Source organism: Cognataquiflexum rubidum (assembly GCF_022538115.1).
Taxonomy (GTDB): Bacteria; Bacteroidota; Bacteroidia; order Cytophagales; family Cyclobacteriaceae; genus Cognataquiflexum; species Cognataquiflexum rubidum.
Genome location: NZ_JAKZAL010000004.1, coordinates 17,336 through 41,672 on the forward strand (window position 1 = coordinate 17,336; position 24,337 = coordinate 41,672).

Annotated in this window: 19 protein-coding genes; 11 read left to right on the top strand and 8 right to left on the bottom strand. The window is 41.6% G+C overall.

The window, feature by feature from the left end:
* Position 1 precedes the first annotated feature (1 nt).
* Positions 2 to 2,416: a translocation and assembly module lipoprotein TamL gene (tamL, locus tag MMU05_RS06000; RefSeq protein ID WP_241140768.1), complete on the top strand. Its 2,415-nt coding sequence runs from the start codon at positions 2 to 4 to the stop codon at positions 2,414 to 2,416.
* Positions 2,417 to 2,433: 17 nt separating this feature from the next.
* Positions 2,434 to 2,727, top strand: coding sequence for a hypothetical protein (locus MMU05_RS06005; protein ID WP_241140769.1), 294 nt, complete (start codon positions 2,434 to 2,436; stop codon positions 2,725 to 2,727).
* Positions 2,728 to 2,779: 52 nt separating this feature from the next.
* Here the strand turns inward: MMU05_RS06005 and MMU05_RS06010 are convergent, their stop codons facing one another.
* On the bottom strand, positions 2,780 to 3,736 hold the full coding sequence (locus MMU05_RS06010; RefSeq protein WP_241140770.1) for an aldo/keto reductase: 957 nt from the start codon (positions 3,734 to 3,736) through the stop codon (positions 2,780 to 2,782).
* 225 nt (positions 3,737 to 3,961) lie between these two features.
* Between MMU05_RS06010 and MMU05_RS06015 the strand changes: the two genes are divergently transcribed.
* Positions 3,962 to 4,186, top strand: a complete 225-nt coding sequence (locus tag MMU05_RS06015) for a DUF3820 family protein (RefSeq protein ID WP_241140771.1) — start codon at positions 3,962 to 3,964, stop codon at positions 4,184 to 4,186.
* A 36-nt stretch (positions 4,187 to 4,222) separates the two neighbouring features.
* On the opposite strand, the gene MMU05_RS06020 is transcribed toward MMU05_RS06015, so the two are convergent.
* Positions 4,223 to 5,440, bottom strand: coding sequence for a S8 family serine peptidase (locus MMU05_RS06020; RefSeq protein ID WP_241140772.1), 1,218 nt, complete (start codon positions 5,438 to 5,440; stop codon positions 4,223 to 4,225).
* Positions 5,441 to 5,755: 315 nt separating this feature from the next.
* Here MMU05_RS06020 and MMU05_RS06025 point away from each other — a divergent pair, with 315 nt between their 5' ends.
* The 3 genes from MMU05_RS06025 (at position 5,756) to MMU05_RS06035 (ending at position 9,184) form a co-directional block, all read left to right on the top strand.
* Entirely contained in the window at positions 5,756 to 8,062 is a 2,307-nt protein-coding gene (locus tag MMU05_RS06025) for a TonB-dependent receptor (protein WP_241140773.1), read from the top strand.
* 27 nt (positions 8,063 to 8,089) lie between these two features.
* Positions 8,090 to 8,689: a hypothetical protein gene (locus MMU05_RS06030; RefSeq protein ID WP_241140774.1), complete on the top strand. Its 600-nt coding sequence runs from the start codon at positions 8,090 to 8,092 to the stop codon at positions 8,687 to 8,689.
* Positions 8,690 to 8,758: 69 nt separating this feature from the next.
* Complete coding sequence (locus tag MMU05_RS06035; protein WP_241140775.1) at positions 8,759 to 9,184, top strand: outer membrane protein assembly factor BamD; 426 nt, start codon at positions 8,759 to 8,761, stop codon at positions 9,182 to 9,184.
* Between the two features lie 36 nt (positions 9,185 to 9,220).
* On the opposite strand, the gene MMU05_RS06040 is transcribed toward MMU05_RS06035, so the two are convergent.
* Positions 9,221 to 9,736, bottom strand: coding sequence for a hypothetical protein (locus tag MMU05_RS06040; protein WP_241140776.1), 516 nt, complete (start codon positions 9,734 to 9,736; stop codon positions 9,221 to 9,223).
* Between the two features lie 138 nt (positions 9,737 to 9,874).
* Here MMU05_RS06040 and MMU05_RS06045 point away from each other — a divergent pair, with 138 nt between their 5' ends.
* From MMU05_RS06045 to MMU05_RS06055, 3 genes are all read left to right on the top strand, one after another.
* Positions 9,875 to 11,467 carry an ATP-dependent DNA ligase gene (locus MMU05_RS06045; protein WP_241140777.1) on the top strand — a complete coding sequence of 531 codons (1,593 nt, stop codon included), beginning with the start codon at positions 9,875 to 9,877 and terminating at the stop codon, positions 11,465 to 11,467.
* Positions 11,457 to 13,910 carry a ligase-associated DNA damage response DEXH box helicase gene (locus tag MMU05_RS06050; protein WP_241140778.1) on the top strand — a complete coding sequence of 818 codons (2,454 nt, stop codon included), beginning with the start codon at positions 11,457 to 11,459 and terminating at the stop codon, positions 13,908 to 13,910. The genes MMU05_RS06045 and MMU05_RS06050 overlap by 11 nt, the downstream gene beginning before the upstream one ends.
* 177 nt (positions 13,911 to 14,087) lie before the next feature.
* Positions 14,088 to 15,998, top strand: coding sequence for a tetratricopeptide repeat-containing sensor histidine kinase (locus MMU05_RS06055; RefSeq protein WP_241140779.1), 1,911 nt, complete (start codon positions 14,088 to 14,090; stop codon positions 15,996 to 15,998).
* Here the strand turns inward: MMU05_RS06055 and MMU05_RS06060 are convergent.
* From MMU05_RS06060 to MMU05_RS06080, 5 genes are all read right to left on the bottom strand, one after another.
* Positions 15,995 to 17,446 (bottom strand): TrkH family potassium uptake protein, encoded by a 1,452-nt coding sequence (locus MMU05_RS06060; protein WP_241140780.1) that lies wholly within the window; start codon positions 17,444 to 17,446, stop codon positions 15,995 to 15,997. The two genes, MMU05_RS06055 and MMU05_RS06060, sit on opposite strands and share 4 nt — an antisense overlap.
* 1 nt (position 17,447) lies before the next feature.
* The gene (gene trkA, locus MMU05_RS06065) at positions 17,448 to 18,794 is read right to left on the bottom strand and encodes a Trk system potassium transporter TrkA (RefSeq protein WP_241140781.1); all 1,347 of its coding nucleotides are present in this window, start codon (positions 18,792 to 18,794) and stop codon (positions 17,448 to 17,450) included.
* Positions 18,795 to 18,895: 101 nt separating this feature from the next.
* Complete coding sequence (locus tag MMU05_RS06070) at positions 18,896 to 19,555, bottom strand: tetratricopeptide repeat protein (RefSeq protein WP_241140782.1); 660 nt, start codon at positions 19,553 to 19,555, stop codon at positions 18,896 to 18,898.
* Between the two features lie 47 nt (positions 19,556 to 19,602).
* The gene (locus MMU05_RS06075; RefSeq protein WP_241140783.1) at positions 19,603 to 20,853 is read right to left on the bottom strand and encodes a DNA recombination protein RmuC; all 1,251 of its coding nucleotides are present in this window, start codon (positions 20,851 to 20,853) and stop codon (positions 19,603 to 19,605) included.
* Positions 20,843 to 21,856, bottom strand: a complete 1,014-nt coding sequence (locus MMU05_RS06080) for an alpha/beta fold hydrolase (RefSeq protein WP_241140784.1) — start codon at positions 21,854 to 21,856, stop codon at positions 20,843 to 20,845. Before MMU05_RS06080 ends, MMU05_RS06075 begins: the two co-directional genes overlap by 11 nt.
* A 132-nt stretch (positions 21,857 to 21,988) precedes the next feature.
* Here MMU05_RS06080 and MMU05_RS06085 point away from each other — a divergent pair, with 132 nt between their 5' ends.
* Together MMU05_RS06085 and MMU05_RS06090 are read left to right on the top strand one after the other, a co-directional pair.
* Positions 21,989 to 23,080: a DUF2891 domain-containing protein gene (locus MMU05_RS06085; RefSeq protein ID WP_241140785.1), complete on the top strand. Its 1,092-nt coding sequence runs from the start codon at positions 21,989 to 21,991 to the stop codon at positions 23,078 to 23,080.
* Positions 23,077 to 24,291, top strand: a complete 1,215-nt coding sequence (locus MMU05_RS06090) for an Nramp family divalent metal transporter (RefSeq protein WP_241140786.1) — start codon at positions 23,077 to 23,079, stop codon at positions 24,289 to 24,291. Before MMU05_RS06085 ends, MMU05_RS06090 begins: the two co-directional genes overlap by 4 nt.
* Positions 24,292 to 24,337: the final 46 nt, after the last annotated feature.

Consider the following 24,337-nt stretch of genomic DNA (forward strand, 5'->3'; position numbering starts at 1 on the left):
TGTGAATAAAGCCAAATATATAAACTTTCTTTTTCTGCTTTTTTTAATTTCTTCCTGTTCTTTGACCAAAGGACTCAAGGAAGGTCAATATTTGGTATATGATGTAAAAGTGACCGGAGCAAAAAAAAGCTCCAAGTCGGACCTTTCAGACCTAATCCAACAAGAGCCTAATACCAGAATCCCGATTTTGAACACTTCTGTGGGAATCTCCATATACCGATTCGGAGAATGGATCTATGACAGTACCAGGCACCTCAACAAACAGGCAGAGTTCCTTGCGGAAAGAGATGAACTCAGAAAAATGGGAGATGAAAAACAACTCACCAAAAAGCAGGTCAAAAGGCTGAATAAAGTCAATGATTACTTGACCTCCTTGGATAAAAAGCTCGAATACGGAAATTTCTTCATGCGCACAGGAAATCCAAGGGTCATTTTTGACAGTACTTTGACGGAGGAAACAAGCCGGCAAATGAAGTTCTATTTGATCAACAATGGCTTTTTTGATGCTGAGACCAATTTTGAGACTTCTTTTAAAAACAAAAAAGCGAGGATAATATATCGCATCACAGAGCATGAACCTTACGTAGTGGATTCGTTTTTTACCAGATCAGACGATGTAGGGATCTTGGCCCTTTTGGATCGAAATCAAAAAGAAAATCAGATCAAGGTTGGAGAGAATTATAACCAAAATTCAATTTCGCGTGAAAGACAAAGGGTGGAAGATTTGTTGAAAGACAATGGTTATTATACTTTTTCAAAGTCGTATCTGGAATATAATGTTTATAAAGATACCGTCGAGCATAAAGTCAGAATAGAGGAAGTCATCAGAAACCCTTCTTTTTCAGAAAGTCATAAGGTCTATACTCTGGATTCTATTTTCTTTTTTATTGATCCCCCGTCCGAAGCGTTTGTAGATTACGAATTTCATAACTCCTACAGGGATATTGTTTTTGAAGTGTATGAGGATAGGTATTCTGAAAAAATCATTTCCTCAAGGATTTTTCTCGAGAAAGGAAATCTCTACAACAGGACAAATGTCATCGAAACCCAACGACAACTCGCCAATCTTGACTTGTTCAGGTTTGTAAACATTGCCTTTGATACCTTGGGAAATGTCCTGCGGCCGAGGATTTATACGCAATCCAATCAAAAATATTTGATCACCAACCAACTCGGTGCCACTATAACAGAACAGGTTCCCGGTCCTTTCTTTAGCCATTCCCTGAGAAATAGAAACCTTTTTAGGGGAGCTGAAATCTTTGAATTTTTCTTCAGGGCAGGTTTGGAAGGCGTTGTATCGGCCACAGGGGAAGGCGGTGTTTTCAGAAGCCGGGAATTGAACACTTCTGCTTCGGTTATTTTTCCCCAGTTTTTACTGCCCTTAAGTGTCAATTCACTTGAAAGATTTGGTAGGTATAATCCACGGACCAGGACACTGATCGGATATAATTATGTCAATCGGCCGGAATATATCCGTGAAAGTGTCAATGGAATTATCGCCTATAATTGGAATACCCGGAATCTCAGGCAGCAATACACCGTCAATGCCTTGGATGCGAATTTTATCCGCTCCAATTTGAGTGACGATTTCCGGGTGCTATTGGAAGGACTTCAGGAACAAGGAAACAACCTCATCAATTCATTTCTGCCTTCGTATGTCAGCAGTGTTTCGGGTCAGGTAATTTTTAATTTTAACCAATACGGTGCATTTCAAAAAAACAAAGCATCACTTTGGCGACTTTTCTTTGAAAGCGGCGGGACGACACTGAATTTTGTCAGCAGCAGTTTTGTGGAGGAAAGATCTTTGGCTTACTTTCAATTCTTGAAGTTTCAGTCGGATTACAGAAAATATATCCCGATCACCAAGGACCAAACTTTTGCCTACCGCCTAAATCTGGGTTTGGCTAAGCCTTATGGCGTGAGTAATGGTGTACTTCCTTATGAAAAATACTTTTTTGCAGGAGGTAGCACGGGTATCAGGGCTTGGCAGCCGAGACGATTAGGACCGGGATCTTTTAGCCCGAGAACCTTGGATGACGGCTCTTTTGATTACCGATTTGAGCAGCCCGGTGAAATCCTGTTTGAAGGCATGTTTGAGTTTCGCTCCAAAATATACGGCTACTTTGACGGGGCTTTTTTCATTGACGTGGGTAACACCTGGACATTCAATGTTGACACTTCCCGGCCTGGAGCAAATTTTGAATTCAATAGGTTTTACAAAGAAATTGCCGTAGGTACCGGTGTGGGTTTAAGAATGGATTTTGACTTTTTGGTTGTCAGGCTGGATATGGGTATCAAAGCATTCGATCCTGCTCGAAAACCTGGACAGCGATACATTCTGGACAGCTTTTTTAGAGATTTTCCAGGTCAGCGGGGTCAGACCGTTTTCAACATCGGTATAGGTTATCCTTTCTAACTTTAAACTTAATGGAAATGACAGTATCAGAATTCAAATCTTCTCTCCTGAAAGATAATCCTCCTGCAGGTTTGGGCACCCAATTGGAAGCCTTATGGTATGACGGAAAAGGGGATTGGAAGAGTGCCCATGACAGGGCCGACGGTCCTGCTGACAGGCTTTCTGCAAGAGTGCATGCTTATCTCCACCGGAAAGAAGGAGATATTTGGAATGCTGATTATTGGTACCGACGAGCCGGTGAAACCCGACCTGATATCAGCTTGGAACAAGAATGGGAATTATTGGTCGAGAGGATTTTAAGTATCAGCTGAAAAAAAGCCATTTTACCTGAGACATTCAGCAGGTAAAATGGCTATCTATTATTTATTCTTTTTCCCAAAGGTCAGTCAACTTATAGGGGCTTTGCGCTCCGGTAAAGAAAGAACCGTCGATAAACCGATATGCTGTTCCTATGTTGGCAAGTTTTTCCATGTCAGCCTCATCCAGATTCACTTCAATAGAAGCTAGATTTTGACTGATTCTATCTTGGTTTACAGATTTTGGAATGACAGCAATATCCCTGTGGACAGAATAGGACACCAAAACCTGCGCTGCTGTGACGCCATGTTTGGAGGCCAATTCTTTGACAGTTTCATTTTCCAAAAGGCTTGGTTCATTGGCTTTTTTGGAAGTAGCGGCACGGTCACCCGAACCCAACGGGGAATAAGCAGTCAGTAGAATGCCTTTTTCTTTGCAGAAATTGACCAACTTATTCTGTGGAAGGAAAGGGTGCAATTCAACTTGAAGCATTTCCGGAGACATTGTTCCTGAATTGATTATTTCCTCAAGTTTGGAAATGTTGAAGTTGGAGACCCCGATATGTTTTGTCAATCCCAGATTTTTTGCCTCTTCCATCCCTTCCCATGTTTGGGCCAAAGGCACATCTCCGTAAGTGAAGAACTCTTCCCTTGTCTGGGCAAAGGATACGCCTTTTTTGAAGCTTACCGGCCAATGGATGAGGTAAAGGTCAAGGTATTGTAGTTGTAGGTCTTTCAGCGTTTTTTTCAAAGCAGGTACCACATCATCAAGTCGGTGATTGCTGTTCCATAATTTGGATGTGATAAAAAGGTCTTCTCTTTTGACAAGACCATCTTTAAATGCTTTGTCGAGGGCGTTGCCAACCTCCTTCTCATTGTCATAGATTGCGGCGCAATCTATATGCCGGTATCCGGCTTCAATTGCCCAAAGGACAGCCTGATATACTTCTCCGGGTTTGGATTTCCATGTGCCAAGGCCAATAATTGGCATTTGGTCGCCATTGCTAAAAGTGATAGATTTCATGGTTTTGATTTGGTTTTTTGAACTACACGAAGTTATTAGCTAAATACTGCATTCGGAATGAAAACCTCATTTTTTTGAAAGATGTTTTTGGAATTCACTTTACTGATAGAAAAAAGAATCAGTTTTCCACACTCACTTTGTGATCAATAATACTGCCATTAAAATCGGAAGCAGGAAATTCCGGATCAAAGCCACATTTAATTCTTTATCTTCTACTTTTGGTCAATGGACAGGCAAATATTGATTGATCTGGTCACGAAGACCATGCCTTTTGGCAAGTATAAAGGAAAGCTGCTATGCGATGTTCCGGAAGACTATTTGATTTGGATGCATAGGAAAGGTTTTCCCGAAGGTAAACTTGGAATGTGGCTGAGTACACTTTATGAAATCCGCCTCAACGGTTTAGAAGAAATCCTTTGGGAATTGAAAAAAATAAACCGCAAACTGTGAAGAAGGCGGTTTATGATTATAATTTTTATGCTGCAATTATCTTGAAATGATTGGGTCAGCAGTGCTGTCCTTGTCACCGGTCACAAATCCTGAAGTTCTTGCTGCTCCTAAAAGCAATACACCCGCTGCATGTGGCGCTGCCATAGAAGTTCCGCTTATGGTATTGTATCCGCCGCCAATCCATGTTGACTTTATGCTAACTCCAGGAGCGCAATAGTCGATTGGAGGATTTCCAAAATTGGAAAAAGTAGCAAACCTGTTGTTAATATCAGAAGCTGAAATGGTAAAGATATTGGCACCATTTACCCTTGCAGGAGAATAGTTATTTGCGTTTGCAGCACTGTTTCCGGCCGCAATCACAAACTTGATGCCCTTACCGGCTGCTGCTACAATAGCATCATCCAACGCCTGAGACACAGGACCACCCAAACTCATATTTGCCACGTCTCCAGTTTTTCCCTTAGCTGCAACCCAATCTACTCCGGCAATTACGCCTGTATAAGAACCTGAACCCCTTGAGTCCAGAACTTTAACAGGTACAACAGGGGCACCGGCAGCCACGCCTACCACACCAATCGAGTTGTTGATAGCCGCGATAGTTCCTGCAACGTGTGTTCCGTGTCCATCTCCATCGTTGAGGTTGGCATCTCTTCCTGAAGTAAAGGCAGTAAAGCCATCAACTGCTCTGACATTGAGGTCAGGGTGAGTCAAGTCAATACCTGTATCAATTACCCAGGCAGCGTTTGTACCGGTGTAATTAACTGCACCGCCAACTCTGGTGATTCCCCAAGGAGTCTCTTGGGCTGTACTTCCTCCGCCTCCACCTGGCTTGCCTTTTTGGGCTATTGTCATCACCCTGTCAGGCTCTATGTAGCTTACAGCAGGATCATTTTTTAACAGTTCAAGTTCGCTCTCATCCAATTTCACTGCAAAACCATCCAAAGCTGCCGCATAGACTGCCCCGATATTTTGGTCAGAAATTCTGTATTTGGCTAAAATACCTGACGCACTTTTTCTCATAGAAGCTTGATTGTCTTGGTAGCTCCCATCCTTTCTGAATCCCAAAGATTGGGGCTTTAAGACTACGATATAGCTTCCGGGAATGATATCACCATTTTGATACCTCATTACTTGGTCTTGGGAATCCATCAACGGTGATTCTGCATTTTCCTGACAGGAGAATGTAACAAGAGCTAGGCCTAACGCTGCAATTCCGGCAGGCTTTCCCATAAATCTGTAGAATTTTTTGATCATGATAGAATAATTTTTGAGTGATAGATAATACCAAATACCATTTGGCCTTGATAAATTAAGTCAAAATATAATTTAGATTCAATAGAGTTTCAAAAAATAAAAGCAATGGGAAACCTTTGATAAATTATAATTCAAATCAGTTACGGCATACTATCGGTTCCGTATAGATCAAAAATCAAAATCAATTGACGGAAAAGTTTTTTTTTCTTGGCATAAAGCCCTCCGATATTTTTTGAAGTCAGAAATTGAAACAAAGTTGCATTAACATTAGGTCTAAATAGATAGGATGACTATTTTTGCAACATAGTTACATTTATGTCCAAGTCAGTTACCCTTTTCCTTTCATTCATTCTTTTTGCTATCAATGCTTTGGGGCAAGAATCCTGTGAGTTGACTATAAGGGGGAAGGTGGTCCATGAAGAAAACAATGAACCTATAGTCGGGGCTTATATTTGGCTCATAGAATCAGAAATCGGTGCGGTGACGGATATGCAGGGAAATTTCAGGATTTCAAAAATTTGCATAGGAAACCATACTCTCAGGGTTCAATACCTTGGTCACAAGGAGCATTTGGAAAAAGTCAACATTAAGTCCAATATGAATTTAACCATCAGATTGTTGGCTGAAGACATCCAATTGGAAGGTGTTGAGATCCATGGACATGAGGAAGCGCTTTTGACTACCAATACTGTTTCGGGTATTTATGGGGAAGAATTGAGGATTTCCAGAGGTCAAAACCTCGGCGAGACTTTGAGAAGAATTCCAGGGGTTACTTCATTTTCATCAGGATCCAGCATCCAAAAGCCTGTTATACATGGTCTTCACAGCAATAGGATTTTGATTCTCAACAACGGAGTAAGACTTGAAGGACAACAGTGGGGAGCGGACCATGCTCCTGAGATTGATCCTTTTTTAGCCCGGGAAATTTCCGTGGTCAAAGGAGCTGAGACAGTCCGTTTTGGTCCGAATGCCATGGGTGGAGTGATTTTGGTGAATCCTGCACCTCTTCCGGTCAAAGGCGGACAAAGTGGAGAAGTAGACCTGATAGGATTCTCTAACGGTAGAGGAATCAACGGTTCGTTTGGCTTATTGGGAGGTTCCGAAAAAATAAAAGGCTTGGGTTATTGGGTTCAGGCATCTTCAAAAATCGCGGGAAATCTCCAAACACCGGACTACATGCTTGACAATACAGGCGTACGGGAGTTGAATTTTTCAGGAGCCTTGGGATTCAGCAATTCCCGACTGGGAACCGAGGTGTATTTGAGTCATTTTCAGACCTCTATTGGTATTTTGACTGATTCGCACACCGGCAACCTTTCAGATCTGGAAAGTATCATCGAAAACGGAAGGCCCTTTAGAAATCCTGATTTCACCTATGAGATCCAAAGCCCTAGGCAAAATGTTGACCATCAGCTTTTGAAATTGAAGGGGCATTACCATATGGCAGGAGGAGCCAAATTGAATATCCAATATGCTTTTCAGAGAAATCATAGGCAGGAATTTGACAGACGAAGGGGTGAATTGAACAGCAGACCTTCTCTGGACTTGGTGCTTTTTACCAATACACTTGATCTCAGCTACAACCATCAAACAAGAAAAAACTGGAACGGGTCTGTCGGCGTGCAACTCATTCAGCAGGCAAATTCCAATATTCCAGGTACAGGAGTGGTGCCTTTGATTCCAAATTATGACATGCTCAATGTTGGTTTCTTTGCCATCGAAAAATTCACAAGCGGGCCGTTGGAAATTGAGGGAGGGCTGAGGTATGATTATAGGCATGTCGAGGCCGCAAGGGTCAACCGAGGCGGCGTGCTGCAGGAGGATGTTTTCAACTTCAATAATTTTTCGGCATTCATAGGGGCTATGTATCCTATTTCCCGCAACCTGACTTTCAATACCAATCTTGGCACAGCTTGGAGACCACCGAGCATCAATGAGCAGTTCAGTCAGGGATTGCACCATGGACTGGCGGGAATTGAAATCGGAAACCCTGATTTTGTAAGTGAGCAGTCCTTTAAATGGATGAACACCCTGAATTATTCAGACAGTAAGCTCAACATTGAACTTACAGGCTATGCCAATAGGATCAATAATTATATCTACCTCAATCCGACTGAGGACAGGTTTGTTTCCCTGAGGGGAACATTCAATGTCTTTGAATACCTCCAGACTGATGCGTATTTTATCGGTTCAGACTTGAGCGCTATTTGGACTATGTCTTCACACTGGGAGTTGTTCTCCCGAGGTTCACTTGTCAGGGCTAAAAACACTACAGAAAATTCCTTTCTGCCATTTATCCCGGCTGACCGGCTGGAAACAGGATTGAGCTATCAATTTCTGACCGGTCTATCAAAAAACGAATCAAAGATTTCCTTCAGTAATCTGGCTGTAGCCAAACAAACCCGAGAACCGGATTTTGACCTCGCTCCTGCCCCACCTGCTTACATGCTTTGGAACCTCGGGGTTCAAACATCTTTCAAAATGGGAAAAGACAAGCTTAATGTGGGTTTGCAGGTCACCAATCTCTTTAATGAAGCCTACAAAGATTATATGAACCGGTTCAGGTATTTTTCCCATGAACTCGGAAGGAATGTTTTCCTCAAACTCAATTATGAATTTTAATCAATACTTTATAAACCAATTACTAAAATGAAAAATTACAGATTCAATTACCTTGTATTAGCATTTTCCGCTATTTCAGTTTTATTCTCTTCTTGCAAAAGTGATGATCCGGAACCGGAAAACGAAGGTGAAGTTATCACAGCAGTTACCCTCAAGTTTACCGAGCTTAATTCAGCGGGAGCGCCTGTTGGAACGCCAGTTGAATTTAAAGCCACCGATCCTGATGGTCTTGAGCTTGGCAATGGCCCAACAATCCAAACAATCGCTTTAAGCAGGGGAAAAACCTATTTGATGGAAATTTTTCTTTTTAATGGCATAGAAAACGAAGACATCACTGAAGAAATCCGCGAGGAAAAAGAAGAGCATCAATTCTTTTTCTTGGGGTCGGCCTTTAGCGGAACTGCGCTGCTGAGCTATAGCTACGGTGATGAAGACATTGATGGCAATCCTGTGGGACTAATAGGGAATGTTCAGACCCTTGGCTTTAATGCCGCTCAGATGAGAGTTGTATTGAGACATGATCTCAACAAAAATTTTGCAGGTGCAAATAATCCAAACTGGGAGAATTTTGTACAGGCAGGCGGAGAAACTGACTTGGATATTACATTTCCTGTTACTTTGAATTGATAAATTACAAAAGGCTGCTTCTATCGAAACAGCCTTTTTTGATTATATTGGCATAAAAATTTCAACGCTATGAAAAAATTATCCCACCTTCTGATCTTAGGATCCGTTCTTTTCATGACAATTTCCTGTTCGGGAAAAAAAGAAATTGAAGGAGACCCAAAAATCTATGCCGAGGCAAATGATTACCTTCAAAAATCCCTGGATCTAAGGGAAGAAATTACCGGTTTTGAGAAGCAGGCCAAAGAATCAAACATTGACTACTCTGATTTGAAAGAAGAGCTAAAAACATGGGACAAGGATATCATTGAAGTTCCGGGATTTGAGCACTCGCACGATGATGAGCATGGCCGCGAATACCATGTGCATAATCCGATGAAACCTTTCAAAGACAGCGAACATCTCGATTATCAAAAAGTAATGCATGCGGAAATCGCCCAACTCCACGAAAAATTTAAAATGCTTACCGTTCCAAAAGTAATGGAAGAGGTGAAATAACCTAAACAAAAAAGGTCATCCTGCGATGACCTTTTTTTATTTGAGGTAAGGGGAACAGATTGACATTTCCTCCCTTTTAAATGCCTGGGGGCTGTTATCGTTGGTGCCGATATTCCCGACCGACAAGATAACCTGGTAGTCAGGTCCTGAATCAGCCAAATGTATTTTTATATGTCCATCAAAAGTATTTAAGTCAGCAAATTTCAATTTGGACCCATCAGAAAGCTGACCGAGAATAGTTACACTTTTCAAAGTCCTGATATCTACAGGGTCAAGTTGAAATGCAATCGGAGAATCTGCAGTTTCATAGGATCCAAAATGTAAGTGGGCTGGAAAAAAATAAGGATCAGTGTCCTTGCTTCCATTGAGTTCCAATGTCAGTTCTAAGTCCCCGCTCAGTAATTCTTTTATCTGGACTTTACCTGTGTAATTGAAGTCAGAACCTTGGTAAAGGTTGTAAGTCAGTTCATTGGTGGTGTAAATAGTTTCTTTCTCTTGCTCACAAGAAAACAAGACAAGGGATGAAAGAAAGATAAATGCCAACTTTTTCATATCGGTATGGTTTTTACAATAATTACGCTGGATTTGAACCGAAGTTCCATAACGGGTTAAATATACAATTTTAAGTTTTCCCCTGATGTGAACCTTGTCACATTATCTGAAGTTTGAACGGAGTAGAAACACCATTCCATGAGACATTTTGCAGGTTTGTTCATGCGCCTTGACCAAAGTAACAAAACGACGGATAAAATCGAGGCGCTGAAGGAGTATTTTTTGTCTGCTGAGGATGAGGACAGGATGTGGACGATTGCGCTTTTTACACATCGCAGGCCGAAGCGACAGGTCAATACGAGGTTGTTGCGTGAATGGTGCTGCGAATGGTCAGGAATTCCCGATTGGCTTTTTGAAGAATCCTATCAGACCGTAGGCGACTTGGCTGAAACGATTTCCTTGCTTTTGCCTGTCACGGATGGTCAGCAGGATTTTTCCCTGAGTTATTGGATACGCTATTTGATGGATCTAAGTAAACTTGATGAAGGTGCCAAAAAGGAAAAAATCCTGCAGGCTTGGCAAATGATGACTAAAGAAGAACGCTTTATTTTCATCAAACTCATGACAGGCGGTTTTCGGATTGGGGTGAGCCAAAATCTCATCACCCAAGCTGTCGCAGATGCCTTTGATCTGGAAAAAACCGAAATCGCCCACCGCATTATGGGCGATTGGAATCCCCAAAGTGTATCATTTCAAGACTTGATTCTGTCAAAAAAACAAAGTGACGACCTCTCAAGGCCCTATCCTTTTTTCTTGGCTTATCCTTTGGAAAAGGAATTGTCTACTTATGGAGATTTAAATGATTGGCAGGTTGAATGGAAATGGGACGGAATCAGAGGGCAGATCATCCAAAGAGATGGCCAAGTATTTATCTGGTCAAGAGGGGAAGAATTGGTCACTGAAAAATTTCCGGAGCTTGCCACAATGGCTTTGGAATTGCCCTCAGGAACTGTTTTGGATGGTGAAATTCTCACATTTTCAGAAGGTAAGCCCCTACCCTTTTCCTTGCTTCAAACAAGGATCGGAAGAAAAACCCTGAGTAAAAAAATCCTTCAGGAAGCTCCGGTAAGTTTTATGGCCTACGACATTTTGGAACAATCAGGAATTGATCTCCGGCAAAATCCCATCAAAGAACGTAGGATGATCCTGGATACTCTTGTCAACACCATTGACAATAGCAGGTTAATTATTTCCCCTTTGGTCGAAGCGAATAATTGGGATGATTTGCTTACACTTCAGGGCGAATCAAGAATCAGAATGGCAGAAGGTTTTATGCTAAAAAAATCAGATTCCCCTTATGAGGTTGGCCGGAAAAAAGGTTCTTGGTGGAAATGGAAAATAGAACCGCTTACCATTGATGGCGTGCTGCTGTATGCACAAAAAGGACATGGAAGACGGGCAGACCTATATACTGATTATACCTTGGCTGTTTGGGAGGGTGAAAAACTCATTCCTTTTGCAAAAGCTTATTCAGGACTGACGGATGAGGAAATCCGGGAAGTAGATAAATATGTGAAGCAAAATACCCTTGAAAAATTTGGTCCCGTACGCACAGTCAAACCTGCTATGGTATTTGAAATCGCCTTTGAAGGGATACAGGAAAGCCCAAGACATAAATCCGGAATTGCCCTGCGTTTTCCCAGAATCCAAAGATGGCGAAAAGACAAGCCAATCGAAGAAGCCAATACTTTGGAAGATTTAAAATCATTACTTTCAGTCTATGGCAAATAATCCCCTTTCAGTTGCATTTCAATATTTCGAGAAAAAGGGATGGACTCCATTTGAATTTCAGGTGGAAACCTGGCAGGATTTTTTAGATGGCAAATCCGGTTTGCTCAATGCCCCAACAGGAAGCGGGAAAACCTTTGCTTTGTTTTTTCCTGTCATATTAGAATACATTCGTAGCCACCCTGATGATTGGCAAGAACCCAGAAAAAACGGCATCCAGCTGATCTGGATTACGCCCTTAAGGGCATTGGCACAGGATATCCAAAAAGCCATGCAGGAAGTCTGTGAAGAAATCGGGCTGCCATGGAAAGTTTCGGTAAGGAATGGGGATACGGAAAACAAAGAGCGTCTTTCTCAAAAAAAGAGTCCTCCAGAGGTTTTGATCACAACTCCGGAGACGTTGCATATCCTTTTGGCCCAAAAAGACAATCATGCCTTGTTTCAAAACATGCAGGCAATTGTGATCGATGAGTGGCATGAATTGATGGGAAACAAAAGAGGTGTACAGGTCCAATTGGCCTTGGCTTATATCCGCCATCAATGCCCTCAAGAGCTGAAACTTTGGGCGATTTCGGCTACTATCGGCAATCTGGAAGAAGCTTGTCAGATTCTTTTGGGTGACAAACACCCCGTTCATATTGTCAAAGCCAAGATTGAAAAAACCATCAAACTCCAAACTGTCTATCCGGATGAACTTGAAAAATACCCTTGGTCAGGACATATGGGGGTAAGACTTATTGACAAGGTCATTCCGATTATTGAGAAACATAATTCCGTTCTACTTTTTACCAATACACGAGCACAAACAGAAATCTGGTACCATCAGATCATGGAAAAGAGACCTGATTGGGCAGGATTGGCAGCCATTCACCATGGTTCTCTGGATCAGACGGTAAGGACTTGGGTGGAAGAATCTCTCCATTTTGGCAAACTCAAATTGGTAGTATGTACCTCGAGCTTGGACCTTGGGGTGGATTTCAGACCCGTGGATGCCGTGATTCAAGTAGGAAGTCCAAAAGGTGTGGCAAGGTTTATCCAAAGGGCAGGGCGGTCCGGCCATCAACCGGGATTGCCAAGCCTTATCTACTTTGTGCCTACCCATTCATTGGAGCTAGTCGAAGCAGCTGCTTTGAGGAGTGCCATGGAAAACAATGAGTCTGAAAACATCTTATGCCCCACTTTGACTTTTGATGTCTTGATCCAGTTTTTGGTCACCTTGGCTGTTGGGGAGGGATTTTATGAAGATGAATTGTTTACTATTCTTAAAAACACCTATACTTTCCAAGACCTCACCGAGGAAGAATACCGATGGTCCTTGTCGTTTATTACCCAAGGCGGAGAATCGCTGCAGGGATACGAAGAATTCTCTAAAGTTGAAAAGGATGAAACCGGAAAATACCGCATCAAAAACAAAAGAGCGGCCATGGTGCACCGCCTTTCTATGGGAACTATTGTGAGCGAACCCATGCTCAAAGTCAGGTTCAAGAATGGTGCCTTCTTGGGAATGGTTGAGGAGAATTTCTTTACCAAAATGAGATCGGGAGACCGTTTTTTCTTTGCAGGAAGAAATCTTGAATTTGTAGCCATCAAGGAAATGAGCGCCCTTGTCCAGCTCTCCAAAAAGAAAAGTACCAACACACCCTCCTACTTGGGAGGAAGGATTTCACTCACTTCCAAACTTGCATTGAAAATCCGAGAAATCCTGGAAAGGTCCTCATATGGGATTTATGACTCGGAAGAAATAGCTCATGTAGCACCGCTGCTCGACCTGCAAAACAGGATTTCCTTGGTACCGGATAAAAAGACACTTCTGATCGAAAAGATCATATCTAAGGAAGGTTACCACATTTTCATTTTTCCATTTGAGGGAAGAATGGTTCACGAGATCCTTGCTGCTCTGATTGCCTACAGGATCAGCGTAAGCTACCCAATGAGCCTAAGTATCGCCATGAACGATTATGGTTTTGAGATGCTTTCAGATATGCCGATACCGATAGAAGACATTTTGGAAGAGGATGTTTTTTCTGAAAATAATCTGGCAGAGGATATCAAGTCCTGTATCAATGAAAGTGAAATGGCCAAAAGGAAATTCAGGGACGTGGCGACCATTTCAGGGCTTGTTTTCCAAGGATTCCCGGGAAAGCCGATAAAATTCAAACATCTTCAGTCCAACTCTGGAATTCTTTTTGGGGTATTTGAAGATTATGATCAAGACAATTTACTCCTCAAGCAGGCACACCGCGAGGTATTGGATATGCAGATGGAAAAAGACAAAGTTCTCGAAGCCATCCGACGGATCAACAGCCATGAAATTGTCTTGAAAACCCCCGGTCAATTCACGCCATTTTCATTTCCTATTATGGTGGACCGTTTGTTTAGGGCTACAATTTCTTCTGAGTCTATTGAAGACAGGGTCGCAAAAATGAAAGCTTATATGATAGAATAGCTAAAATTGGAACAAGAAGGAACAGATGGTTTATTTTTATATTCAAAAATTGATAATTGAAGTTGTGTTATTTGTTTGAGCCTTTTTTTTTAGCATTTTCTCAATTAAATATTTTGTTATCAGAGGTTTTAAGGCTATTTTCGAACGATTTTTATTTTCAGAGCAGAAAAATATTACATGTTGAAATCTAACCCGCTTCCAATAATTTCCTTGCTTCTTTTTAGTCTGTTTATTACGCCGGCCAGTTCATTTGGGAACTATTTTCAGGAATATGGTACCAAAGCAGACAGTTTACTTTACCTCTATCAGAATGCAGATTCGGATAGAGAAAAACTTGATTTAATCTCCGAGTTGGTCAAAGTCATTCACTATTCTGATTCTGCCCAAAAGTACTATCCTGAAGCCATCAGACTCGCCAATATACTTCAAGACCATGAGTTAGAAGCTCAAAACTTGAACAGGCTGGGCGTCTATTACAGAAACATGAACCTTCAGGAAGAAGCATTGAAACTGTACGAGGAGGCATTGATTATAAGTGAAAAAAACAAAAACCCTGTCCAAATTGGACATTCCCTGAATAACATCGGTCAAATCTATTTTTACCGGGATCTTTTTGAAGAGTCGCTGGAATATTACAAAGCAGCTGAAACCAATTTTCTAAAAGTAGATAACAAAGAAGGGTTAGCTTATAACTATACCGGAATGAGTCCTGTTTTAGGGGCTTTGGGAAAAAACAAGGAAGCATTGGAAGTCATCAATAAGGCCATAGCTATCCGTGAGGAAGAAGGTAATGAGAGGCAATTGCTTGTTTCGAAATTCAACAGGTCTGTTCTTTTGATGTCTATGGGGGAATTTAACAACGTGGAAGAGGATATCTTGAACCTTTACCATTATGGCATCACCAATGACAAAATCAGAGCTATCCATGCCCTTGAGAAACTTGTGGAATTGAACCTGGCGACGGGAAAAACTTCTCAGGCTGTCCAATTCGCAGAAGAAGCAAAAGTCCTTCACGAACAAAGACCCAACTCAGAATCGATGATTGAGATTTATGAGATGATGTACCAGTTATATTTTGACAGGGGAAACACAGCCGAATCCAAGAAATACCTCTCCCTTCTGGACGAGGAAAAGGAGGTTTTAAGTGCCGAAAGGATTAAAAATTACCTTGCAGGGCTTACCATCAAAAAGCAAAAAGATGAAATAGCCGCACTAAGCAGAGAAAATGAACTGATGCAGTCCAATCAGAAGTTCAAGATGTACATCACCTTTGCCTTGTTGATGTTGGCATTTTCACTGTTTGTAGCCCTTTCGATTTACTATAGATCTTACAAAAAAGAAATATACAATATCAGGAGACTCAGGGAAAAGCAGTTACAAATCGAAAGTCAGGCTGCTGAACTCAACAGGCTGAATATTGAAAAGGACAAAATATTCTCCATTCTTGCCCATGATTTAAAAGCCCCCTTGGATTCACTTTGGGGAATGGTAAAGCTTATCAATGAAGATAACCTAAGTCAGGAAGAATTTGAATCTTACCTTCCAATACTCTCCCAAAACCTCGGCAATAACTCCATGTTGCTTGAAAATATCCTGATATGGTCAAGGAGTCAGATGAAGGGAATGAATACTCAATTTTCAAGGTTCAACCTTTATCAATTGATCGAACAAAACATATCATTCCTTTTAGGATCAGGGTATTATAAAGGTCAGGTTCTCGAGAATTACATACCCAAGTCCATTGAAATAGAAGCAGATAAGACCATGCTCGAGATCGTAATCCGTAACCTGCTGACCAACGCCATGAAATTTACAAGTGCACATGACAAGATCACAGTAGCATTGGAGGAGGAAGAAAGTTTTTACAAAGTTTCGGTTTCTGACCAAGGAATCGGCATGACCGAAGCAGGTTTGAGTAAGTTGTTTGGAAATGACTTTTATACCACCTCAGGTACCCATCAGGAAAAAGGTACAGGTTTGGGATTGTTGCTTTCCAAGGAGCTCGTAGAAAAAAACAGGGGAGAAATCTGGGCAAAAAGCCAGATCGGTTCCGGTTCTACTTTTTGCTTCACACTACCAAAATCCTAATTGGCTCTCCAAAAATAAGGGGTAAACAGGACCAAAATTGTAAATAATTCAAGCCTTCCCAAAAGCATCAAAAAGCTGAGAATTATTTTTGAATACGGATCAAAAAAGGCAAAATTATAAATTGGCCCAACTTTTCCAATTCCCGGACCGACATTTCCTAGACAGGTGGCAACTGCCCCAAAAGAAGTCAGGATGTCATAACCCATCAAAGAGATAATAACCGATCCTGTCACAAAGATCATCAGGTAAATCAGCAGGAAGTTCATTATATGGGTAATGATTTTCCCTGTAACTCTGTCTCCATTTATTTTTAAGGGAACTACAGCCCTTGGGTGCACAATCCTTTTGAACTCCAGCCAACTGTTTTTAAAGAATGTCAAATGTCTGACAAATTTGATCCCACCGGCTGTAGAACCGGCCGATGCACCCAAAAACAGAAGCATAAAGAAAATCAAAGTCAGTCCATCATTGTATGAAGTATAATCAGCAGTAACAAATCCTGTTGTAGTAATCAGAGAAACAATCTGAAACAAAGTGTCCCTGAAAGCTTTTTCCAAATCATGGCCGGAATAAAAATAAACAGGAACGGCTAAGAAAAATGCCAGTACAATGATGGTCGAAGCATAGGCTCTAAATTCGTCAGATCGCCACACTCTATCAAATTTGCCGGTCAGTCCGAAGTAGATCACGGTGAAGTTGGTTCCTGCCAAAAACATAAAAACAATGGCCGAATACTGGATAAAAGCAGAATCATAAAAGGCCAAACTTGCATTTTTGGTTGAAAATCCTCCCGTTGCCATGGTAGTCAAAGCATGGTTGACGGCATCAAAAAAAGTCATTCCACCAATATAATATAAGATGCCAAGCGTAAAAGTTAGCCCCACATAAATTAGCCAAAGCCTTTTGGCAGTCTCCTGAATTCGTGGATGCAGTTTGTCAGAGGTCGGTCCCGGAGATTCAGCCACAAACAATTCAATTCCTCCAATTCCTAAAAGCGGAAAAATGGCTACTGTCAATACGATGATACCGAGACCACCAACCCACTGTGACATACTTCTCCAAAATAGAATTCCTTGGGGAACCACTTCTATGTCAGTCAATATACTTGCTCCTGTGGTAGTCAGTCCCGATACGGTTTCAAATAAAGCATCACTGAAAGTATGTGTAGTCCCACTCAAAATATAGGGTAGCATACCAAAAATAGACATGAAAATCCAACTCAGAGTGACGATCAGATAACCTTCCCTTTTTCTGATATTTTGGTCCTGCTTCGCAAATGAAAAAAACATAACAGCTCCTACAAAAAATGAAGCAGCAGCAGAAATCAATAATGCAAAATGGTCCCCACTGTCATAGTAAAGGGAAAATCCAAGACCAGGAAACATCAAAAGAGACAAAAGCATTAACAATGCCCCCATTACTTTTCCAATGGCTTTATAGTGAATCATATCAATGGAAAAGTTTCTCTAAAGTGGCTTTGGCTGCAGGCAAAGCGAGAACAATCGCTTTATCGTCTACATGAAGAATAAAATCCCCATCCGGTATAAATACATCTTCTCCCCTGATGACACCCGCCACAATAGCAGTATCGGGAAAATGAAGGTCTTTAAGAGATTTTTTGGTCAGCCTATTCCCCTTAGTGATAACATATTGAATAATTTCTGCATCTACGCCGTAGATTCCCGAAACAGCCTCTACCTTCCCTTTTTTCAAAAATCTGGTAATCTGATTGGCAGCTACCAGTTTTTTATTGATCAATGAATCTACGCCGATACTGTGTGAGATGTGGATGTACTCTCTTGTATCTACATGGGCAATGGTCTTGTAAACCCCGTGGTTTTTAGCACTTAGGGAGGTGATGATATTGGTTTCGGAAGATTCGGTAAGCGATATAAATGCCTCCATCTGTTCTAAACCCTCTTCTATCAAAAGTTCGATGTTCTTATAATCACCATTGATAATCAATGTGTTATTCAATCTTTCTGATAGCCATTTGCAGCGCTCTTTGTCTCTATGTACCAAGGTGACCCTGAATTCTTCTTCCAACTTTAAAGCCGTGGCATAAGCCATATCGTCTCCACCAATAATCATGATGTTTTTGATGGTGACTTTCTTCTCTCCCAATAGCTCGATTATGGATTCAACAGCTTTCTTGTTGGAGATGAAAAACACATGGTCATTGTTGCGGATGACCGTATTACCTCTCGGGATTATCGTAATCTGATCCCTCACTATTGCCACGATCCTGATATCCCCAAACAACGGGATGTCCTTCATATCAGAAATCTTTTTATTAAATAGTGGGCTATATTGATCCAAAGATATCCCGACAATGTTGAGTTTGCCGCCTTCAAATTCAAATACTTCTGTGAAAGTCGAGTTTTTGATCATCCGGTATATTTCACCGCTGCAAAGCATCGTGGGTGAAATGATATTGTCAATCCCGATATTTTTAAAGTAAATCTCATGCTCAGGTTCCAGGTAGTCATGGTTACGAACCCGGGCAATGACTCTTTTTGCTCCCAATTGCTTTGCTAAGGTAGCTGCTACAATATTGGTTTTCTCTGAGGTCGTCACAGCCATAAACATATGGGTATCCTTCAGATTTGCGCTGTTAAGAATTTCTAGGGAGGTAGCATCTCCCATGATGGTCATGACGTCGAGATGCGAAGCAGCATTGTCCAATGCATCTTTATCAACATCAATAAGGGTGATATCCTTGTTTTCATAACTTAGTTGCTCGGCTAGATGGTAACCCATATCTCCGGCCCCTGCAATGACAATGTTCATTCCCATTTGATAATTTCAATAAATGTCAGGGGTGTGAAAGCTTTTCCTGTCCAAATCGGGCAAAAGGTATGATGTTTTGTACCTAAGCGCAATAAGAAATAGTTTTTTTATTTACAAAAGGATTGGAGGTACTTATCGGTTTGTTTGTTTCCGAGTCTTTTGGCCTCATTCCAATCCTCACATGCTGTTTTTGTATTGTCAAGCTTATAATGGGAGAAGCCCCTGTTGGTCAATACGTCTGCATTTAAAGGGCTCAATTTCAAAGCATAATCGTAATCCGGGATAGCTTTGGCATGTTGATTGGTTTTCAGGTAGCAATTGCCCCTATTAAAATGGTAGGCCCAAACGAGTTCAAATTCCTCCCCATTGATTTTGCTATATTTAATTGCCTCAGAATATGCCTGAATGGCCTCTGAAAAGCGGTTTTCTTTCTGCAGAATATTGCCCAAATAATACGCCATTTCATCGTCTTCTTCGAATATCAAAAGTCCTTCACGGAGTGTCTCGATCACTTTTTCCTTCCTGGACTCCAATTGGCTTCCTGCTCTGTAGAAGTTTAAATATGCCGCATGGTAGGAAGGGTCATTCACAATCACCTGCTCCAAAATCCTTGCTGCACTTTCATAATTTCCCTTGGAAATCATGTCTACAGCGGTATTGTTGATTTCAATAGAATTTCCTCTTACCTCGGGATCCAAATCGAAAATCTGTTGCGCAGATGAAAATGAACTGATGAAAAGGCAAAATATTAAGCCGAAGAATTTCATTGGAGAGAAATTTTTTTCAAAAATAAGAAGGAATAATATCCAACCAATCATTCCAACAGCTTTCTTCCCTCCTCCTCCGGCATCATTTCCACATCCTTTAACTTTCTCTGAATTACCCTCGTCCGTGTCCCTACCAATTCATCCAAATCGCTGTGCGCTTCATGAATTTTCTTTTGGGCTTTGCTGATCAGGTCTCCAAATTTGGAAAATTCGGATTTGACTGCACCCAATACTTTCCATACTTCACTGCTTCTTTCCTGAATTGCCAAAGTCCTGAATCCCATCTGAAGGCTGTTCAGCATGGCAGCCAATGTAGTCGGTCCGGTAATGATGATTTTGAAATCTTTTTGCAGGGATTGGGCAAGATTGGGTTCACGGAGAACTTCCGCATAGAGACTTTCCATGGGAAGGAAAAGCATGGCAAAATCGGTTGTAAAGGGTGGATGAAGGTACTTTTGGCTTATATCCTGTGCGGCTTTCCGGATGGCTTTGAAGAGTTCGGCCCTTGCCAAATCTATGATAAGCTTGTCTCCGGTATCATAGGCATCCTGAAGCCTGTAAAAAGTCTCTTGCGGAAATTTGGCATCAATCGGAAGGTAAACCGGCCCGTCTTCCTTGCTTCCGGGCATTTTGATGGCAAACTCCACGCGCTCCGCATTCCCCTTTTTGACTGAAACATTACTTGCATACTGCTCGGGGGAAAGGATATTTTCCAAAATCCCATGCAATTGATATTCTCCCAACACTCCTCTGCTTTTGACATTACTCAGCACCCGCTTGAGGTCACCCACTCCGGTTGCCAGATTCTGCATTTCCCCAAGTCCTTTTTGCACAGCCAAAAGTTGATTGGTCACCAACTCAAATGATTGACCTAATCTAGCCTCCAAGGTCTTCTGCAATATTTCATCGACCGTTTCCCTCATTTTGTCAAGCCGCTCTTCGGTAGATGCCAACATCCTTTCCTGTTTGAAGATCAGGTCTTGGAATTTTTCTCTTTGCAGTTCATTGAATTCTTTGACATTTTCTCTGAAAATCCTTCCAAAATCCTTCAAAACCTCAGATTGTTCTTTCGAATTTGCCCTTAAAGAGTCAAACACCAAACCAAACTGACGCAGCAATCCCTCTTGTATTTCGGTTCTATTGGCTGACATCTGCTGTGCAAATTCATGCTTTAATTGATTCAAAGCCAATTGATTGGAATCCTTGTCTGACTTTTGGGTTTGGATTTTGATGACTAAAAAAATGACCAGTAAAAACTGACCTATAGAAAGAGAAATCAATAAGGTTTCAATGGACATGGCTTAAGAATTTTGGCGTGGAAAAGTAATCCCTTTCTACCTGAATCCCCAAGAATGATAAGTATTCCGAGACAGTCTCTGTCGGTATTTCTTCCATAGGCACGTGTCCGGCATTTTCAAAAACCTTCAATTTGGAATCTGGAATGGCTTCCGCGAGCCTTTCTCCGTTTTGTAAAGGAATCCAATTATCATGTTTGCCCCACATAATCAGCACAGGCATAGTCAGTTTTTCAAAATCCACGTCGTAAGATTTCCTTGTGGTCAACCTGTCCAAAGTAGCCTGACGGTTTCCTTCCATTCTCAACAGTTCGTAATACCTGGTCAACATCTCATCTGTGATTTTGGAATGGTCATAAAAGACCTGCTTGAGGTTAATCCCAAAAATGAATTTTGGCGTGCATTTGAGCAAAAGTTTATTGAAAATAGGATTTTGGGCTACTTTAAATATCATTGCACCTGAATTGTAGGATTTGCTTTGGGCGGTGTCAGTTTTGGTTTTTTGCCTTGCACCGGATGAATCGATCAAGTTCAGCGTCAAAATCCTGTCAGGTTGGTCTGAAGCCATTTTTAGCGCTACTCCTCCGCCCATACTGTTGCCTGCCACATGGAATTCATCCAAACCCAATTGATCAGCAATGCCAAAAACCAGTTTGGAATAATCTTCAATCCCATATCTTTTTTGGCCATCAGGACCGGTAAGGCCGTGACCCGGCAGGTCCATAGAAATGGTCATGAAAAATGGACTCAATTCATTTTCCCAAGCTTCCCAAGTATGGAGGGAAGAAAAACTCCCATGGATCAAAAAGATCGGTTCTCCTTCTCCTCTGACCTTCACGTGAACGTTGACACCATCTACCATCAAGAAAAAGGAGTTTTCATCGCTGTATTTTCCTATCAGTTCCTCGGAAGAAATGTCACCCCTGTAGGAGGCCAATAAAACAAGGATTACAGCCAAAACAAGGAATAATATGACCTTAAGCAACTTTAGAATAAATCTTTTCATGAATTTTTGTTGGGATAATCTTCAGGCAAAATATCAATAATCAAGCTATTTATAACCCGAAAAAGCCAAATAAATGAGCCAATCTGAAAAAATCACCTTTATCCCTTATATTCAAAATCCAAAACCATCGACATGATCAGATCTTTGTTCTTATTGCTTTTCCTGGCAGGCTTTCTTTTGTCCTGTCAGCCAAAAAAGGAAACCCCCGAAATCCCCGACCCCATACGCCTGACAGAAGCTGAAGCCAACAGACTTTCAAAACTTCCGCTGCATTGTATGCAAACCGAATATCCCAATAAACTCAATCAGACATTGGGAAATGAATCTGAACTGAAGGGCCCAAAAGCACTTCATCCCGCTTTTTATGGCTGCTTTGACTGGCATTCAAGTATGCATGGTCATTGGATGTTGGTGAGTCTGCTGAGGCAATTTCCCGACTTAGAAAATGGGGAAGAAATCAGAAGGAAATTATTGGAAAATATCAGTGCAGAAAACATTGCTGTAGAAGTCGCCTATTTTAAAGGCCCTTCTGATCCAGATTTTTCTAGGACTTACGGTTGGGCTTGGATGCTGAAACTCGCAGAGGAAATCCATCTTTGGGATGATCCTTTGGCAAGGGAACTGGAAAAAAACCTCCAGCCCTTGACGGATCTCATGGTGGAAAAGTACCTTGAGTTTTTGCCAAAACTCATTTATCCCATCAGAGTTGGTGAGCATACCAATATTGCCTTTGGATTGTCATTGGCTTATGATTATGCCAAAACATTGAATCACGTGGGCCTGCAGGAATTGATTAAATCCAGGGCTTTGGACTGGTTTTCTAAAGATGAAAATTGCCCTTTGGTCTATGAACCGAGCGGTTTTGACTTTTTGTCGCCCTGCTTTCAGGAATTGGATATCATGAGGAAAGTGATGCCCAAAGAAGATTTTCGACCATGGGTCAAACAATTTTTACCCCAATTGGCGAATACTGATTTTGCTTTGGAACCGGGAAAAGTCAGCGATAGGACTGATGGAAAATTGGTTCACCTTGACGGACTTAACTTTAGCAGGGCTTGGGTGCTGTATGGTTTGATCAAAGATTATCCTGAGGAATATGGCCACCTGATGCAGGTAGCAAATATGCACATCAATTATTCCCTTCCTTCTATTGTCGATGACAATTATGAAGGAACGCATTGGTTAGGCAGTTATGCAATATATGCTTTGCAGCAAGCGCCATGAGTTGGAGGAAATACATCGGTCCCGGGCCGATTGTTGCAGCCGCTTTCATTGGGCCTGGGACGGTTACTGTTTGTACGCTTGCGGGAGTAAATTTTGGTTTTGACCTTCTTTGGGCAATGGCTTTATCCGTCATTGCTACGATTGTCCTTCAGGAAATGGCAGCTAGAATCGGATTGGTTACCCAAAAAGGATTGGCTTCGGTCATTTCAGAAACCCTTCAAAAAGGAATCCTGCGTTACTTCTCCATTTTCCTTGTGATGACTGCCATTGTTTTGGGAAATGCCGCTTACGAAGCCGGAAATATCAGCGGAGGTGCTTTGGGTGCTGAATTATTCTTTCAAACCCAGATTTTAAACCTTGGCCAATTGGAAGTAAATCTGCTCAATCTTTTAATAGGATCTCTGGCTTTGGTCTTATTGTTGACCGGAAGTTATAAGTCCATCAGCAACTACCTGACAGGTTTGGTGATTTTGATGAGTATTGCTTTCCTAGGAACGGCAGTTTGGTCCAAGCCCAACTTTCTGGAATTGCTTTCAGGCTTTCAGCCCACCGTAAATGCTGAAAATATCTTTACCATCGTCGCATTGATCGGTACGACCGTGGTTCCTTACAATCTTTTTTTACATTCTTCTCTGATTTCCCAAAAATGGAAAACCATCCAAGACCTCAAATATATCAGGGTTGATACCTTAATTGCTGTGATTTTGGGAGGATTGGTTTCTATGGCCATCATCATTACTGCCAAAGCAGGATCTGCCACCGAAGTCAACTCAGCGGTTGATTTGGCTATCGGTTTAGAACCTTTGATGGGAAAAATGGCCAAATATTTTATGGCTTTCGGGTTATTTGCTGCAGGAATCACTTCTGCGATCACTGCTCCTTTGGCAGGTTCCTTGGTCGTAGCGGGAAGTTTTGGCTTATCCATTGACCTCAAAAGTCTTCCTATGCGGATCAGTATTGTGGGGATTTTGGGTTTGGGTTTGGTATTTTCTTCATTTGGGATCAAACCGATCCAACTGATTCTCTTTGCGCAACTGGCAAATGGCGTTTTGCTTCCCATATTGAGTGGATACATCCTCTGGTTGGTCAATAAAAAATCTGTAATGGGAACTCACACCAACGGAGTATGGATGAATGTTATGGCCTTCGCAATCTGGCTGATTACGTTATTGCTTGGAGGAATGAGTGTTTGGAAGGGGCTAGGAGGTTGAAAGGTTAAGAAGGTTTTAAAGTTGAAAGGTTAAGGGATTGGAAGAT